The sequence below is a fragment of the Streptacidiphilus rugosus AM-16 genome, assembly GCF_000744655.1.
Taxonomy (GTDB): domain Bacteria; phylum Actinomycetota; class Actinomycetes; order Streptomycetales; family Streptomycetaceae; genus Streptacidiphilus; species Streptacidiphilus rugosus.
This window is the reverse complement of sequence record NZ_JQMJ01000004.1, coordinates 285,249-300,430: the sequence shown is the minus strand read 5'-3', so window position 1 is coordinate 300,430 and position 15,182 is coordinate 285,249. Positions and strand designations below refer to the sequence as shown.

12 protein-coding genes are annotated in these 15,182 nt (G+C 72.9%); 4 read left to right on the top strand and 8 right to left on the bottom strand.

Annotated elements, in window-relative coordinates:
• Positions 1–226: 226 nt before the first annotated feature.
• The gene (locus tag BS83_RS10195) at positions 227–1,213 is read left to right on the top strand and encodes a LacI family DNA-binding transcriptional regulator (protein ID WP_037603495.1); all 987 of its coding nucleotides are present in this window, start codon (positions 227–229) and stop codon (positions 1,211–1,213) included.
• A gap of 28 nt (positions 1,214–1,241) precedes the next feature.
• Here BS83_RS10195 and BS83_RS10190 read toward each other — a convergent pair whose 3' ends face one another.
• From BS83_RS10190 to BS83_RS10160, 7 genes are all read right to left on the bottom strand, one after another.
• Positions 1,242–4,232 (bottom strand): glycoside hydrolase family 48 protein, encoded by a 2,991-nt coding sequence (locus BS83_RS10190; protein WP_037603494.1) that lies wholly within the window; start codon positions 4,230–4,232, stop codon positions 1,242–1,244.
• Between the two features lie 344 nt (positions 4,233–4,576).
• Positions 4,577–4,996 (bottom strand): hypothetical protein, encoded by a 420-nt coding sequence (locus tag BS83_RS10185; RefSeq protein ID WP_157597107.1) that lies wholly within the window; start codon positions 4,994–4,996, stop codon positions 4,577–4,579.
• Between the two features lie 255 nt (positions 4,997–5,251).
• On the bottom strand, positions 5,252–6,889 hold the full coding sequence (locus tag BS83_RS10180; protein WP_051942895.1) for a YVTN family beta-propeller repeat protein: 1,638 nt from the start codon (positions 6,887–6,889) through the stop codon (positions 5,252–5,254).
• A gap of 544 nt (positions 6,890–7,433) precedes the next feature.
• Positions 7,434–7,949: a mycothiol transferase gene (locus BS83_RS10175; RefSeq protein WP_198035202.1), complete on the bottom strand. Its 516-nt coding sequence runs from the start codon at positions 7,947–7,949 to the stop codon at positions 7,434–7,436.
• Positions 7,950–7,958: 9 nt separating this feature from the next.
• Positions 7,959–8,864, bottom strand: coding sequence for an SDR family oxidoreductase (locus tag BS83_RS10170; protein ID WP_037603492.1), 906 nt, complete (start codon positions 8,862–8,864; stop codon positions 7,959–7,961).
• Position 8,865: 1 nt separating this feature from the next.
• Positions 8,866–9,702: an enoyl-CoA hydratase/isomerase family protein gene (locus tag BS83_RS10165; protein ID WP_037603491.1), complete on the bottom strand. Its 837-nt coding sequence runs from the start codon at positions 9,700–9,702 to the stop codon at positions 8,866–8,868.
• 37 nt (positions 9,703–9,739) lie between these two features.
• Complete coding sequence (locus BS83_RS10160) at positions 9,740–10,987, bottom strand: MFS transporter (RefSeq protein WP_063774143.1); 1,248 nt, start codon at positions 10,985–10,987, stop codon at positions 9,740–9,742.
• A gap of 73 nt (positions 10,988–11,060) precedes the next feature.
• Here BS83_RS10160 and BS83_RS10155 point away from each other — a divergent pair, with 73 nt between their 5' ends.
• On the top strand, positions 11,061–11,627 hold the full coding sequence (locus BS83_RS10155; RefSeq protein ID WP_232248206.1) for a CGNR zinc finger domain-containing protein: 567 nt from the start codon (positions 11,061–11,063) through the stop codon (positions 11,625–11,627).
• A gap of 75 nt (positions 11,628–11,702) precedes the next feature.
• Here the strand turns inward: BS83_RS10155 and BS83_RS10150 are convergent, their stop codons facing one another.
• Positions 11,703–13,262: an MFS transporter gene (locus BS83_RS10150; protein WP_037603490.1), complete on the bottom strand. Its 1,560-nt coding sequence runs from the start codon at positions 13,260–13,262 to the stop codon at positions 11,703–11,705.
• Between the two features lie 386 nt (positions 13,263–13,648).
• Here BS83_RS10150 and BS83_RS10145 point away from each other — a divergent pair, with 386 nt between their 5' ends.
• Positions 13,649–14,371: a Type 1 glutamine amidotransferase-like domain-containing protein gene (locus tag BS83_RS10145; protein ID WP_037603489.1), complete on the top strand. Its 723-nt coding sequence runs from the start codon at positions 13,649–13,651 to the stop codon at positions 14,369–14,371.
• On the top strand, positions 14,368–15,153 hold the full coding sequence (locus BS83_RS10140) for a GNAT family N-acetyltransferase (RefSeq protein ID WP_037603488.1): 786 nt from the start codon (positions 14,368–14,370) through the stop codon (positions 15,151–15,153). The genes BS83_RS10145 and BS83_RS10140 overlap by 4 nt, the downstream gene beginning before the upstream one ends.
• Positions 15,154–15,182: the final 29 nt, after the last annotated feature.

The following is a 15,182-nucleotide window of genomic DNA, read 5'->3' as shown; positions in this document are numbered from 1 at the left end:
CGGGGCCCATGAAGACAGCCTGAAGGGTCCAGGTCAATGTGCGCCCGCGCCCACCTCGTCGAACGGCGTGGCCGCGCGTGAAAGCTACACGGCGCACCCGCCCGAGAACTGACGATCATTCAAGAATCAAATGCAGCACGGAGTATTGACGCCCCTTTGCCTTGATGGCTCCATATTGGGAGCGCTCCCAACGAGCTGCCAGCCTCCAAGGAGAGGAGACAAGACGGTGACTGTCAGGCCGACGCTCGCCGAAGTCGCCCTGCACGCAGGGGTGTCCACCGCCACCGCCTCCCGCGCGCTCAGCCGGTCCACCCGGGTCAGCGGACCCGCGCGGGCGAGGGTGGAGCGGGCGGTCGCCGAGCTGGGCTACGTGAGGCAGCGCGCGCCGCGTGCCGGGGGCGGCAGTACGGGGGCGGTCGCCGTGGTGGTCTGCGAGGACATGCTGCACTGTCAGTCCGATCTCTTCTACACCCGGCTGCTGGTCGCCGTGGAGCAGTCGCTCGCCCCCTACGAGCGCGAGCTGCTGGTGCTCACCGCGCTGCGGCAGAACTCCCGTCCGTCCCTCATCCGGTTCCTGCGCGGCGGGCACGTGGACGGCGTGCTGCTGGTCGGACTGCGCGGCGACGACGCGCTCCCGCGGCTGCTGCGCGCGGCGGACGTGCCGGTGGTCTCCATGGGCCGCCCCCCGGGCGACGCGGAGCTCCCGTACGTCGACGCCGACAACGTCGGCGGGGCGCTCCAGGCGGTCCGGCATCTGCAGGTCCAGGGCCGCCGGCAGATCGCGACCATCGCCGGCCCGGGGGACATGGCCGTCGGCGTTGACCGGCTCACCGGATACCGCAGCGCGGTACGGCAGTTCGGGTCCGGCCAGGAACTGATGGCCAGGGGCGACTTCACCGTGGCCTCGGGCGAGCACGCGATGCTGCGGCTGCTGGACCGCAACCCGCGCCTGGACGCCGTGTTCGCCGCCTCCGACTCGATGGCGGCCGGCGCGCTGCGGGCGCTGACCCGGCTCGGCATCAAGGTGCCCGACGACATCGCGCTCGTCGGCTTCGACGACGCGGCCATCGCGCGCCGCACCACCCCGCAGCTGACGACGGTGCGTCAGCCGGTCGAGGCGATGGGCGCGCGACTGGTGGCGGATCTGGTGCACCGGCGGACGCCGGGCCGGATCGTGATGGGCACTCAGCTGGTGGTGCGCCAGTCCGCCTGAGCGCGTTCTCCTACGCGCGGTACGGGCCTCAGCCTCCCGGGGTGATCGTCGGGAAGAGCTGGGCGAAGGAGTCGAAGGCCGTCGCGATGTCGGCCTCGGCCCAGAAGCGGTGGTAGTTGAAGACCGGCGCGGCCCCACCGTTCAGGTAGGTCTGCACCTTCGACCACTGCGGGTCGTTCTTGTACCACTGCCGGATGGACAGGAAGGTGTTGGTGGTGGTCGAGCTCAGCACCGTCCCGTCCGGGTAGGTCCCGGTCCAGCCCGGCGGCACGTACAGGCCCTGGTGGGTGCTCGGGTCGTACGCCTGGGTGAAGCGGCTGTAGTCGGTCCGGGTCTCCGGGGCCGAGTAGCCGAGCGAGTCGGTGTACTTGCTGTGCAGGATGTCCAGGATGTGCTGGGCGAAGTCGCGGGAGGCGGTGTCCCCGGACTTGGCCGCGTAGTAGGTGAGGGTCTTGGCCAGTGAGCCCGCCACGCCCAGGTCCGTCGCGGTGCCGCTGGTGGTGACGTGCAGCGAGGCGTTGGCGCCGGGGCTGGTGGCGTTCCAGGTGTCCGGCGCGCCGGACCAGCTGAGCGTGCCGGGCGTGGTCAGCGTGCCGGTGGTGGTGTCGGCCGTGGAGACCGACATCGCCCACTTGACCCACTTGTCCAGCACGGCCTTGGCGTTGGCGTCGCCGGAGGCGTAGTAGTACTCGGCGAAGCGCTCCATGGCCCAGGTCTGGAAGCCGAACCAGGAGTTGCTGGCCGGGTCGTGGTACTCCGGCTGCCAGTCGTAGTAGAGGCCGTAGAAGGTCGGGTCGCCGGCCGGCGGCGCGGAGACGTCACCGTAGTTGCCGCCCCAGCTGTTGGTCGCGCCGCCCGCGATCGCGCCCTCGCTGGACTGCAGCCAGCGGAAGAACTGCAGCTGCTTGGTCAGGCTCGCCGACCAGTCGGCGCTCGCGGTGGGGGACTTCGGCGTCAGGTCGCTGTCGGTGGACAGCGCGTAGGCGGCCAGCGGGTTCTGGTAGCCCTGGTGCGCGGTGGAGCCGGAGATCCGCCACGACCAGCTGCCGTCCGAGGCGCCGCCCCAGGCGAAGTACCAGGTCAGCAGGCCCAGTTGCTCGTTGGCCTTGGAGGTGCCCGCCGGGCAGGTCTTGGAGCCGTTGCAGTTGCCCGCCTGCTTGAAGTACTTGTCGTACAGGGCGTAGCGCAGGTAGTCGCCGAGCTTGGCGGCCTTGGACAGGGTGCCGCTGATCACCGAGGTCTTGCCCTGCGCCTTGGCGTAGGTGTCGGCCCAGTACGCCGCCTGCACCAGGCGCGCGTCGGCGTCCGGTGCGTCGGTGAACTTGTACTGCTTGGCGTAGGAGCCGCCGCCGTCGTTGAAGAGGCTGAGGAAGCCCGAGCTGGTGTTGCCGTACTTGAAGACGTCGCAGTCGGGCTGCGGGATCGTCTCCCAGACGGACTCCTCGGGGCCGCGCTGGTAGCTGTTGATCAGGCTCGGCTTGGTGGTGCCGTCCTCGCAGTTGCCGAAGCCGTACTTGTTGTCCGTGTCCATGATCCACGCGGGCGCGTACATGTCCGAGGTGCCGTAGGTGGAGGTCAGCTCGGCCGCGAGCGGGTCGGTGCCGATCGGCACGGAGGAGTCCAGCTTGACCGGGTACTGGTCCGGCTGGGGCAGCTCGGGGCCGTAGGTGGCGGGCTTGGCCGGGTTGTAGGTGCTCTGGCCCGGCTGCTGGGTGTGGCTCGGGATCATGTAGGTCTCGAGGTTGGTCCAGGCGTTGTTGAAGCCCGACCAGTCGCCGGTGACCCGGCCGTAGTCGGCCTCCAGCCAGAGCCAGTAGCTGTAGGTCTCCGAGGTCGTCTCGTGCCCGTAGTCCGGGGCCTCGACGATCAGCGTCTCCACCGAGTGGTAGGGGATGCCGAGCGGGCTGAAGTAGCCGTTCGTCGGGTTCTTGATCTTCGAATAGAGGTCCAGGAAGTACTGGTCGTAGCCGGAGACCCTGGCCGACTCCGTCGCGGTGACCGAGGCCGAGCCGTAGCCGGTGGCGCTCGCGGTGAAGGTGGCCGTGCCGCCCGCCTGCCCGGCGGCCGTCCCGGCGGTGACCGTCACGTTCTGCGCGGTGTTCCAGTTGGACGGCGTGAAGGTGAGCGTGGCCGGGGCGGCGCTCAGGTCGGTGTCGCTGCCGGAGCGGGCGACGGCGACACTCACGTTGGCGGTCGGCGCCGAGGAGAGCGTGACGCCGAAGGTGTTCGTCCCGCCCTGCTGAACGGTGATCGCGTTCGGGTTGACCAGGACGCTGGGACCGGTCACGTTGATCGCGACCGGGGACGAGGTCGCCGTCGAACCGCCGTTGTCGGTGGCGACCGCGGTCAGCGAGTAGCTCCCGGCCGCGACGTTGGCCCAACTGGCCGTCCACGGCGCGGCGGTCGCGGTGGCGACGAGGATGTTGCCGCCGGTCGCGGTGCTGGCGTAGTAGTCGACCTTGCTGACCGTGCCGTCGCTGTCGGCCGCGGTGGCGGCCAGCGGGACGGTGGCCCCCGGCTGGAAGACCTGACCGGCGGTCGGCGAGGTGAGGCTGACGGTCGGCGGCTGGTTCACGCCTCCGCACACGGTGCCGTTGACCGAGAAGCTGGTCGGTGCGGTGTTGGCGCCGGAGTAGTTGAAGTTGGCGTCCGTCGTGTAGCTGCCGCCCGCGGCGATCGTGGCGGCCCAGGTCGGCGCGGTGACGGTGACGTTCTTGCCGGACTGGGTCCAGGTGCCGTTCCAGCCGCTGGAGAGCGTCTGGTTGCCGGCGTAGGAATAGCTGAGCACCCAGTTGCTGAGGGCGGTGCTGCCGGTGTCCTTGATGGTGACGGCGGCGCTGAAGCCGCTGCCCCAGTCGTTGGTGTTCGCGTAGGTGACGCTGCACGACACCGAGGCGGCGGCGGCCGTGGTCGGCAGGGTCAGGGTGCCGCCCGCGGTGGCGATCAGGGCGAGGGCGCCGGCGGAGGAGAGCAGCGCCAGGAGTCTGGCGCGGGGCGAACCGCGTCGCATGCGTCGCATGTGCGACCTCCCGAGGGAGAGGGTGGGGGAGCGATGACGCGGCAAAGTGTGCGGTCGCTGTGCGCGGCCTGGGCAGCCCCACCCGGGCCGCCGCCCGCCCCGTTCCGCGTGCGCGCCGCTGACCTGCGCGGACGTGAACGTTTGCGGCGGACGGCGGGCGCTGCGCCATGTACATTCCACGGCGCGGCGCGCACGGCGACCGCCGGTCACCGGCGTGGCCGGCACGCTGGTGCTCTCCTCCCCGGTCGCGTCCCGGCAGCGCGGGTTGGCGGCACCTGACCTCCACTGCCCGACAAGCCGAAGCGGTCCGCCGGTGAACCGACGGACCGTCACGAGCGCGAGGGTCAGAGCGCGGCTTCGAGGGTCGCCAGGATGTGCTTGGTGCGCTCCTCGGTGTGATGGGTGTTGGTGTCCGACTTGTGGTCGAACGTCAGCACGCCGTCGGTGAAGGTGATCCCCGACGGGCTGAAGTACTCGCCGGTGTTCCTGACGATGATCTTCGAGACCCCCGCGCGGAGCGCCTCCTTGCCCATGTCGTCGGCCCCGATCGCGCCCAGCGCGTCCACCAGCGGCTGGAAGTACACCTGGGGGAAGTACTCGGCGTAGCTGTCCGCGTAGTCGGGGACGGCCAGTTCCTGCCAATCCACCTCGATCGGCACCTCGAACCCTGCCGCCTCGTCGATCCGCGACTTCCAGCCGGGGTAGTCCTCGTTCTTGAACCGTTCGGCGCTACGACGTTCCGCCAGGCCCATTCGAATCTCCATGGTGTTCGTTCTGTGCTCTTCCCAGAGCGCGGTGCTGATGCTCTCGACCCGCTCGCGGGGCGATCCCGGCCGTGGCCGGGGCGAGTTATCCGCCTGCGGTGATCCTTCCGGTCGCGGCACCGGGAGACATCCGTAAGACCACGTAAATCCCCTACGCAGTACCCGGGTCGGCGACGTCCGCAGGTTTGAGCCGGGTCGTCGTCGCTCACGCGGCCCAGCCGCGCCCACGCGCCGCACCGCCCCTTCTGCGAGGCGTCAGGAGCAGGTGATGAGCAGTGAGGTGACGACCGTGCAGCTGCGTCCGGCGGTGTCGTTCGCCGCGTTCAGGTCGACCGGGGTGCTCGCCGAACGGGTGACCGTGACCTGGTAGGGCAGCCCCAGGGTGAGCAGGCCGACAGGGACGCTGAACTGACGTGTCGCCGACGCTCCCGGGGCCAGGGCTCCGACAGCACAGCTGACGCTGCGTCCGCTCGTGGTGCAGTCGGTCGAGCTCGCCGTCATCGGCACCGGGAGCTGCGCGGTGACGGTGGCGGAGCCGAGCGCCGAGGGGCCGTGGTCGGACACCGTGATCGTGTAGGCGATGGTGCCGGCCAGCAGTCCGGGGTGGCCGACGGCGGTCAGGCCGACGCCCACGTCGGCCGCGGCGTAGGCGAACCGGTCCGCGGAGGTGGCGGCGCTGGTGCCGCCGGGGGTGGTCACCTGGACGTCGACGGCGCCCACCGCGCCGGGCGGGGAGACGGCGGTGCAGCTCCCGTCGGTGCAGGAGAAGGACGCGGCGGGCCGGCCGGGGCCGAAGCTCAGCGCGGTCGCCCCGGCCAGATGGCTGCCCGACACCGTGACCGTGGTGCCGCCGGCCGGCGGCCCCGAGGCCGGGCTGACGCCGCTGACCTGCGGTGCCGGTACCGTCACCGCGAGCGCGAGCCCGGCGGGGGCGGTGCCGACGGCGGTGTGGCCGACGACGGTGTCCGTGGCGGTGTCCACGCTGGTCACCTGGGCCGAGCCGAGATCGGTCACCAGCGCCAGTGAGCCGTCGGGGGTGACCGCGACGCCCTGCGGATTCGTGCCCGCCGCGATTGTCGCGACGACCGACCCGGAGGCCGTGTCCAGCACGCTCAGTGTGTCGGCGGGCCCGTTGGCCAGGTACAGCCGGCTTCCGTCGGGACTCGGCGCGAGCGCGAACGGGACGGCGGCCAGGGGGAGTTGCGCGGTGACCGTGGCCGTGGCCGGGTCCACGACGGTCAGCTGGGCCGAGCCCTGGTCGGCGACGTAGAGCCGGGAGCCGTCCGGCGCCGGGGCCAGGGCCACCGGCACCCCGCCCACCGCGAGCTGCGCGGTGACGGCGCCGGTCGCGGTGTCGACGACGGAGAGCCCGCCGCCCGCGCCGCTGTCGGCGACGTAGAGCCTGCTTCCGTCCGGACTGAGCGCCAGCGCGTCGGGTCCGCCGCCCACCGTGATGCTCGCCGTCACCGTGTCGGTGGCGGTGTCCAGCACGCTGACCAGGTCCGTGCCGAGGTCCGCCACGTAGGCGCGGGCGCCGTCAGGGGAGACCACGACCGCGGTGGGACTGGCGGCCACGGGCACCTGCGCGACGACCGTGTCCGTGGCGGTGTCGATGACCGCGACGGTGTTGTTGCCGATGTTCGGGACGTAGACGTGTCGGCCGTCCGGCGCGGCGGCCGCCCCCTGCGGCCCGTAGCCGACACCGGTGACGGTCGTCCGCACCGCTCCGGTGGCGGCGTCGACGACCGAGACGCTGTTGTCGCCCGCGTTGGCGACGAACGCGGTGACGGCCGTGTCGGGAGCCAGGACCGGTGCCGGGCGGGGGACCGCGTGCGCGGCCGGGCCGCCGGCCAGCAGCCCGCCGACCGCGAGTCCGGCGGCCAGCACCGGCACGCCGAGTCGGCGGCCGGGGCGTGCTCCCGTTCCACGGGGCCTGGGAGCGGTGGGCGGTAACGCCGACGCGACGGCGCCGCCGCTCGGGGAACCCTGCGGCGACCGGGACAACCACGACATTGAGAAGACCCCCTCCGGGCGCACCGCCACGGCGGGCACCGGCGGAGCCCTTCGACCTCGGCGGTGCGGTGGTGCACAGCGCCGGGACCGTCCGGGCCGGGCGCTGTGCCCGGCCGCGGCAACTGCGGCGGCGCGGTCAGGATCTCCCGGACACCCCAGCGGCCACAAGGGTGCACGTGCCACTCACGCGCGCCCCCTTGTCCGCCCCGCCCGCGGAGACCCCCGAGCCGCACTCGCCGGAGGGCGCGGCGGAGCCGGGCCGCGCCGCGTGGGCCCGGGGCCGGGGCACGGTCGAGGAGGCGCGCGGCCGGCCGGGAGCCGGATGCCGGACAAGACAGCGCCGGACAGCCGGGCCGGCCGCGCATCCCTGCCACGGCCGGGCGGTCACCCCGGTCGCAGCCGCGGGCCGCAGCGCAGGACGTACCTACCGCTGGCGCTCCACCAGTCCCCGGACGTAGGCGGCCTGCCCGGCGTGCTGGAGGTCGTCGGAGACGACGCTGATCAGCCGGACGGCGGCGGTGACCGGTGGGTCCCAGTGGGTGTCGACGACGCGGTCGAGGCGGTGGCCGCCGGGGCCGGACAGGAAGGCGAGGGTGCGGGTGTGCACGTCGTCGTAGTAGCCCAGCAGCAGCTCGGCCGTGGTGCCGTCGAGTGCGGCGATCTGCTGCCGCCGGTGTCCGTAGCCGGTCGCCCCGGCGGGGAAGGGCAGGTCGAAGCGATCGCGCCAGCCCAGTTCGGTCCAGGCCTGTGGCAGCTCGGCGAGGCCGCAGACGTGGTCGTCCTGGATCCGGGTCAGGTGCCAGACCAGCCAGGCGACGGAGTTGGCGTCCGGGTCGGCCCGATAGGCCAGCTCCTCGGTGCCGAGGCCGTCGACGGCCTCGTGCACGACCTCCCGGACGCGCCCGAAGGCGTCGGTGAGCAGCTCGATCGCGACGGTCACGGATCCAGGCTAGTCCGGGGCGGCGGACGGCCGCCCGAGCTGCTGGGCCAACGGGACGACGGGCGGCATGACGAAGTCGCGGCGCAGGTGGTTGCCGCCGTCGAGGAAGAGCGTGTGGCCGGTGAGGAACCCGGCGAACGGCGAGCAGAGGTAGGTCGCGGCCCAGCCGAGCTCGTGCGGCTGCCCCACCCGTCCGGCGGGCTGGCGGCGTGCGTCGACGGCGGCGTGGTCGGGGTCCTGTTCGCGCAGACGGCGCAGTGCTTCGGGGAGGTCCTGGTGCGGGAAGAGGCCGGGGACGAGCGCGTTGACGCGGATCCCGGCCTCGGCCCACTCGACGGCCAGCGTCTTGGTCATCGCCCCGACGCCCGCCTTCGCGGACGCGCTGTGCACCATGCCGGGGCCGCCGGTGAAGGCCTGGGCGGCGAGGATGTTCAGGATCGACGCGCCGTTCCCCTCCCGGCGCGCCGTGTGGCGGCGGTGCAGCTCGCGCGAGCAGTGGAAGGCGCCGTTCAGGACCGTGTCCACCACCGCCCGCCAGCCGTTCGGACTCAGCTCGGCGGCGAGCACGGGGAAGTTGGCGGCGGCGTTGTTGACCAGCACCCGGACCGGTCCGAGGGTCTCCTCGACCGTGTCGAACGCGGCGGCCACCGCGTCGGGGTCGCGCACGTCGGCCGCCGCGCCCACCGCGCGGACCCCGGACCGGCCCGCCGAGCGCGCGGCCTCGGTGACCGCGGCGACCCCCGCGGCGCGGTGCTCGGCGCTGCGGCCCAGCACGCCGACGCGTGCGCCGAGCCGCCCGAACTCCACCGCCATGGCCCGGCCGAGCCCGGTCCCGCCGCCGGTCACCAGCACGGTCGTGCCCTCGTAGCAGCCCGGCGGCAGCATCGCGGTGCCCAGCGGAGGCGGGGCACCCACCTCAGCGGCCCTCGAACGTGGCGGTGCGGCGCTGGGCGGCGGCCGCGTACCCGGCGGTCTTGTCGGCGGAGGCGAAGAGGGCCGAGGCGCTCAGGGCCTGGATGCGCAGGGCGTCGGCGAGCGCGTGGTCGGCGTAGGCGTCGATGCTGCGCTTGACGGCCTGGACCGCGAGCGGTGCGTCGCCGGCCAGCTGCCGGGCGACCTCGAGCGCGGTGGGCTGCAGCTCCTCGGCCGGGGTCACCAGCTGCACCGCGCCGATCCGCTCCGCGGTGGCGGCGTCGATCCTGCGGCCGGTCAGGGCCAGCAGCTTGGCCCAGCCCGTGCCGACCTCGCGGGCCAGCCGCAGATCGCCGCCCGCGTCGACCGCGACGCCGAGCGTCACCTCGGGGAGCCCGAAGACCGCGTCCTCGGCGGCGATCCTGATGTCGCACATCAACGCGAGCTCGAAGCCGAAACCGAGGCAGTACCCCTGGACAGCGGCGACGACGGGCTGCGGCAGCCCGGACAGGACGGCAAGCCGTTCGTGGACCTGGCGGATGCCCTCGTAGTAGTTGCGCACCAGCTCCGCGTCCGAGCGACCGGTCACCGGACTGCCGGGGGCCTGGGCGTCGATCCCGGCGCAGAACGCGCGGCCGTTCGCGCGCAGCAGGACCGCCCGCACCTCGGGATCGAAGCGGATCTGGTCGGCGCGCGCGGCCAACTGCCGGGTGGCCTCCCAGCTCCAGCCGTTGAGCTTGGCGGGGTTGTCCAGGGTGAGCACGGCGACGTGGCCGTCGTGCTCCCGGTCGAGCCTGATGAACCAGTCCTTCTCGGGCAGCAGCGGCGCGACGGGGAACACGGCACTCCGATCGGCTCGGCGCCCTAATCAGTTCGGATCAGCGGCCCATATTCTGACACTCCGTCAGTTCATTGGCCAGCGCCCCCGAGGAGTTCCGGTCCTCGGGTGGCGCTGAGTGCCCGGGTCTCGGCGTGACCAGCAGCTGCACGCCGCTCAGGGTCAGACAGAACCCCGCCGTCGCGACCCAGAGCGTGGTGGCGCCGGCGTGGGCGAGGAGCTGCGTGCCGAGCACGGGTGCGAGGGCGGCGGCGATGCCCCAGCTGACCCCGAAGACCGCCAGATAGCGCCCGCTCGCCCCTGGCGGCGCGAGGTCGGCGACGAGCGCGTAGGCGCGGCCCATGATCAGCAGATCACCGAGACTCCAGACGGCGGTCGCGCCGCACTCGGCGGGGAGGGAGCCGGCGACGGCGTAGCCGAGGAGCCCGGCTGCCAGCAGCAGATGGCCGAGCGCGAGCGCCGCCGGTGTGGACATCCGGCGTGCCGGCTCCAGCCGGACCAGCGGCTGCGCGAGCACGGTGGTGAGCGCCGCCGCAGTGAACAGCAGCCCGGCGTCGGCGGCCGGACGCCCCTGGTGTGCCAGCGCCAGCGGGAGGCTCATCACGGTCTGCTGGTTGACCAGCGCATAGGCGGAGCCGGTCAGCAGCATGGTGACCAGCGAACGGTCGCGCAGCGGGCGCAGTGGCGGGCGACCGGCCCCCTTGCGCGCGCCATGGGGCGCGACGCGGCGGCGGGGGCGTCGGTCCGGAGGCAGCGCCAGGCCGACGAGGACGGCGCAGGCCAGGCACGTGCCCGCGTCGGCGACGAAGAGCCACCGCAGGTCCCAGTGGCCGAGCACGGCGGCGAGCAGGCCCGCGCCCATGCCTCCCACCGCGAGCGCCGCACTGAAGAGGCTGAACGCCTGCACCCGCTGCTCGGGCGGGACGGACTCGCTGATGATCGCCTGACTGGGTGGCTCGTACAGCTCGAAGGCCAGCCCGAGCAGCACGGCGCAGCCGACGACCGCCGCCAACGAGCGGGAGCCCGCGATCCCCAGTTGTGCCACGGCGCAGCAGCAGAGCCCGAGGACGACCGTGAAGCGGCGTCCGACCAGGTCCGCCAGCCGGCCGCCCAGCAGCCGGGAGGGGATGGTGGCCGCCCCGAACGCCGCCGTCACCAGGCCCGCGGTGGTCATGCTCGCCGCGTGGTCGGTGCTGATCAGGGTGGTCAGAAACGGCAGCGAGAAGGCGCCCAGGCGATTGACGACCCGGGCCAGGAGCAGCAGGCGCACGCTGCGGGGGAGTGGCATCGACGCACCTCGTCACTGGCCAATGGGATATCGTCAGTCACTCACGCTAGGCAGAGATGGGGTAACTGGTCAAGTGCTGTTCGACAGTCACATGCGGACGCTGCTGGATGCGTCGGTCGCCCTCGTCAACGCCCTCACCGACGGCGAGGCGCACGGCAGGAGCTTCACCGCGCCCGTGGGGCCGGAGCTCTCGGCGGCCGTGCGAGCGGCGCTGCCGGGCGCCGACGGCATCGGCCGGACGGAGGCCGCCCATCTCGCCCGCACCGCGCGGGACCTGCGCGTCGTCTTCGAAGCCGTCGCCGCGGACCGGGTCGACGCCGCTGCGGCCGCGCTGAACGGGCTGCTGCGCGCCAGCGGCGCCCGCCCGCAGCTGGACCGCTCGCCGGGGGAACCCTGGCAGGTCCACTTCCACGGCGCGGACGACTCCTACGCCGTCGGCTGGAGCGCGGGCTGTGCGACCGGCCTGGCGATGGCGATCGGCGGCGACTACGCGGGCCGCCTGGGGATCTGCGCGGCGACCCGCTGCGACCGGGTCTACGTCGACGTCTCGCGCAACGCCGCCCGGCAGTTCTGCTCGACGGCGTGTCAGAACCGGTCCAAGGCCGCGGCCTTCCGCGCCAGGAAGGCCGCAGGGGAGTAGGACGGTGGGGGACTGAACGCCGCGAGGCCCCGCGCGGGGAGCGCGGGGCCTCGGACGGGTGGAGCGTCGGCGGGATCAGGCGGTCTGGACGCCCTCGGCGGCCGACTCGGACTCGGCTTCGGGAGCCTGCACGCCGCCGCGCAGACCGACGAGCGCGACCACCGCGGCCACGGCCATCAGGCCGGCCATGATGTAGAAGACCACCTGGGCGGCGTGGGCGAAGTCGAGGGCGATCGGCCGGGGGACCGTACCGCCGGAACCGCTGCCGCCCGAGCTGGAGCCGTGCGTCGCGGCGGCCGCCATCGCGTCCGCCTGCGCCCGCGTGGTGTGCGGTTCCTGGGCGAAGGTGTCCGCGAGCCGGGACTGGAACACCGAGATCAGGACCGTGCCCAGCACGGCCAGGCTGAGGCTGGAGGCGTAGTTGCGGACGGTCATGGTGATGCCGGTCGCCTCGCCGTAGGAGAGGCTGGAGGCGCGGTTGACCGCGTCGGTGTTGGACGGGCTGATCATCAGACCCATGCCCGCGCCGGCGAGGACGATGAACCAGGTCAGCTTGGACAGGTCCAGGTCGGTCATCCTGCTCGCCCAGAGGTAGAAGCCCGCCGCGGCGATCACGGCCCCGGCCACGACCGGCCGCTTGGCGCCGACGCGGTCCAGCATCCGGCCGCCGATCTGCGCGGTGACCACGAAGCCGCCGAAGAAGTAGAGCAGCGTGAGACCGGCCTGCTGGGCGTTCTGGCCCAGGGAGATGGACGCGTACTCGCTGGCGAAGAAGAACATCGGCAGGAAGACGGCCATGCACAGACCCAGCACCAGGCACTGCACCGCGAACGCGCGGTTGCTGAAGATCCGCACGTCCATCAGCGGCGAGGTCCGGCCGCGCTCGTAACGGAAGAAGAGGACGAGCAGCAGCGCGCCGGCCGCGATCGACAGGCCGATGGCCGGGTTGCTCCAGCCCCAGACGTGGGACTGCTGGAAGCCGAAGACGCTCAGCGCCACGCCGGAGGCGATCAGGACCAGGCCTCGGTAGTCGATCGGCGCGGGACGGAACCGGGTCTCCGGCTTCGACATCCAGATCAGCACCAGCGCGACCAGGGCGACCGGGATGTTCACCCAGAAGATGCCGCGCCAGGTCCACTGCGTCAGATAACCGCCGAGGATCGGGCCGACGGCGGTGAGCCCGCCCGCGATGCCGAAGAAGAGGGCCAGCGCCTTGCCGCGCTCGCGCAGTTCGTAGGTGTTGACGACGATGGCCAGCGCCGCCGGGTACATCACGGCTCCGCCGAGACCCTGCAGCGCGCGGAAGGTGATGATCCAGCTCTGGGCGAGCGCGCCGGTCGGCGTGGCGCCGCAGAGAGCGGAGGCGCCGGCGAAGATGATCACGCCCGCGATGACCGTACGGCGGTGGCCGAGGGTGTCGGAGAGCCGGCCGCCGAAGGCGAACAGGGCGGCCATGGCCAGCAGGTAGGCGTTGATCGCCCACTGCATGCCGGTGCCGGAGAGGCCGAGCTTGGTCTGGATGGTGGGCGCGGCGATCGACACGATCGTCTGGTCGATGAATGTCATCGCCACCGCGAAGATCATTGCTGCCAGTACCAGGCCCTTGCGCCCGGATCCGGCCCCGTTCGTGCTCATGGTGAGTTTCCCCCTGTTGTCCGTATGGCGGGCAGACCATAGCATTCCCGGACGTCTCGCGGCCCTGTGCGGACCGGCCCACTTCGCCGCCGGGGAAGCAATTCTGAGACCGCGTCCGATACCCCCGGGATCCGCAGCCGCCTGCCACCCCCTCCGCCGCGCCTCCGGCACGCCGGCGACGTCAGCGGCTCCGACGACGACGTCATCCTTCGGGCGTGTCCCAGAGCCGGTCGCCGGCACGTCGCCGTCGCCTTCCCCGGGACCACGCCGGCAGAAGGGTGTCAGCGGGCGGGGCCCAAAACCCTTCGCCTTGCGGGACGGTGGGTTGCTAGGGTCCCAGGCTGCACCGCAGGGTCTTCTGCACGGACGGCGAAGAGGAACACGACGTGAGCACGTATCTGATCGGTGGCGGCTGGAACGACGAGGCGGCCGACCTGGTCTACGGACCCTTCCTCGCAGCCGCCGGCCCGGAGCCGGTCGTCGCCTGTCTGCTGATCGACGAGGGCGACGGCGCCGAGCAGTTCGCGCGTTACGACACGGCGCTGCGCAAGGTCGCCCCTTGCACGCCGGTGCCCGTCCTGGTGCCGCTGGGCGGTGTCCTCGATCCGGCCTCGCTGGACGGGGCGGCGGCGCTGCTTGTCTGCGGCGGGCTCACCCCCGCGTACCAGGAGGCGCTGGTGCCGGTCCTGGCCGAACTGCCCGCCCTGCTGGCCGCCCGGGGCATGCCGTACGCGGGCTTCTCCGCCGGGGCGGCCGTCGCCGCGCAGACGGCGCTGGTCGGCGGCTGGCTCTCGCAGGGCACCCAGGTCTGCGCGGAGGAGGCCGGTGAGGATCTGGACGAGGTCGAGGTCCGGCCGGGACTGGGGCTGGTGCCGTTCGCCGTGGACGTGCACGCCGCCCAGTGGGGCACCCTTCCCCGTCTGATCGAGGCCGTCGCCCTCGGCAGGGCCGCGTCCGGTGTGGCGATCGACGAGAACACCCTGCTCACCGTCGAGGACGGCCGCGCACACGTCTCCGGGCACGGCCGGGTCCACCTCGTGCGCGCCGAGGGCGACCACCGCGACGTCGCGCTGCGCGCCTACCGCTCCGGCGAGGGGTTCACGCTGTGACGATCGAGTCGCTCGGGTTCCGCACGGACGTGTCGCTGCTGGAACTGGCCGGATCGGTGGTCACCGACCACGGAACGCACCTCGTGGTGCGCACCCCGGCGAACCCCGGCTTCTACTGGGGGAACTTCCTCCTGCTCGGCGCGCCCCCGCGGCCGGGCGACGCGGCCCGTTGGTCGGCCCTGTTCGCGGCGGAGTTCCCGGACGCGAGGCACCGGGCCTTCGGCGTGGACGGCGTCTCGGGAGACGCGGGCGACAGCGCCGAGCGCGCGGCGCTCGGCGTGACCGCCGAGATCACCACGGTGCTGACGGCGCGCGGCCTGCTGCCTTCGACGGCGGGACCGCACGCCGACATCCGCGCGCTCTCCGGCGACGACGACTGGCGCCAGGCGCTCGAACTGGACTATGCCTGCTACGGATTGCCGTCGGACGACAACGGTCGCCGCTTCGCCGAGCGGCGGGTCGCCGGCTACCGGGGCCTGTGCGAGGCGGGCCACGGCAGCTGGATCGGCGCCTTCGTGGACGGGCGCCTCCGTGCCGGAGCCGGACTGTTCGCCACCGGCCCGGAGCTGGCCAGGTTCCAGAACGTGGAGACCCACCCCGACTTCCGCCGCCGGGGTCTCGCCGCCGCGGTTCTCCGACATGCGGCCCGGCACGCGCTGCCGGCCGCGGCCGACCGCACGCTGGTCATCGTCGCCGACCCCGACGACGACGCGATCCGCCTCTACCGGGCGCTCGGCTTCGCGGACGCGGAACGCCAGGTCCAGCTCCAGCGGGCGGGCTGACCCACCCCAGGGCCAGGTCCCCGAAATCC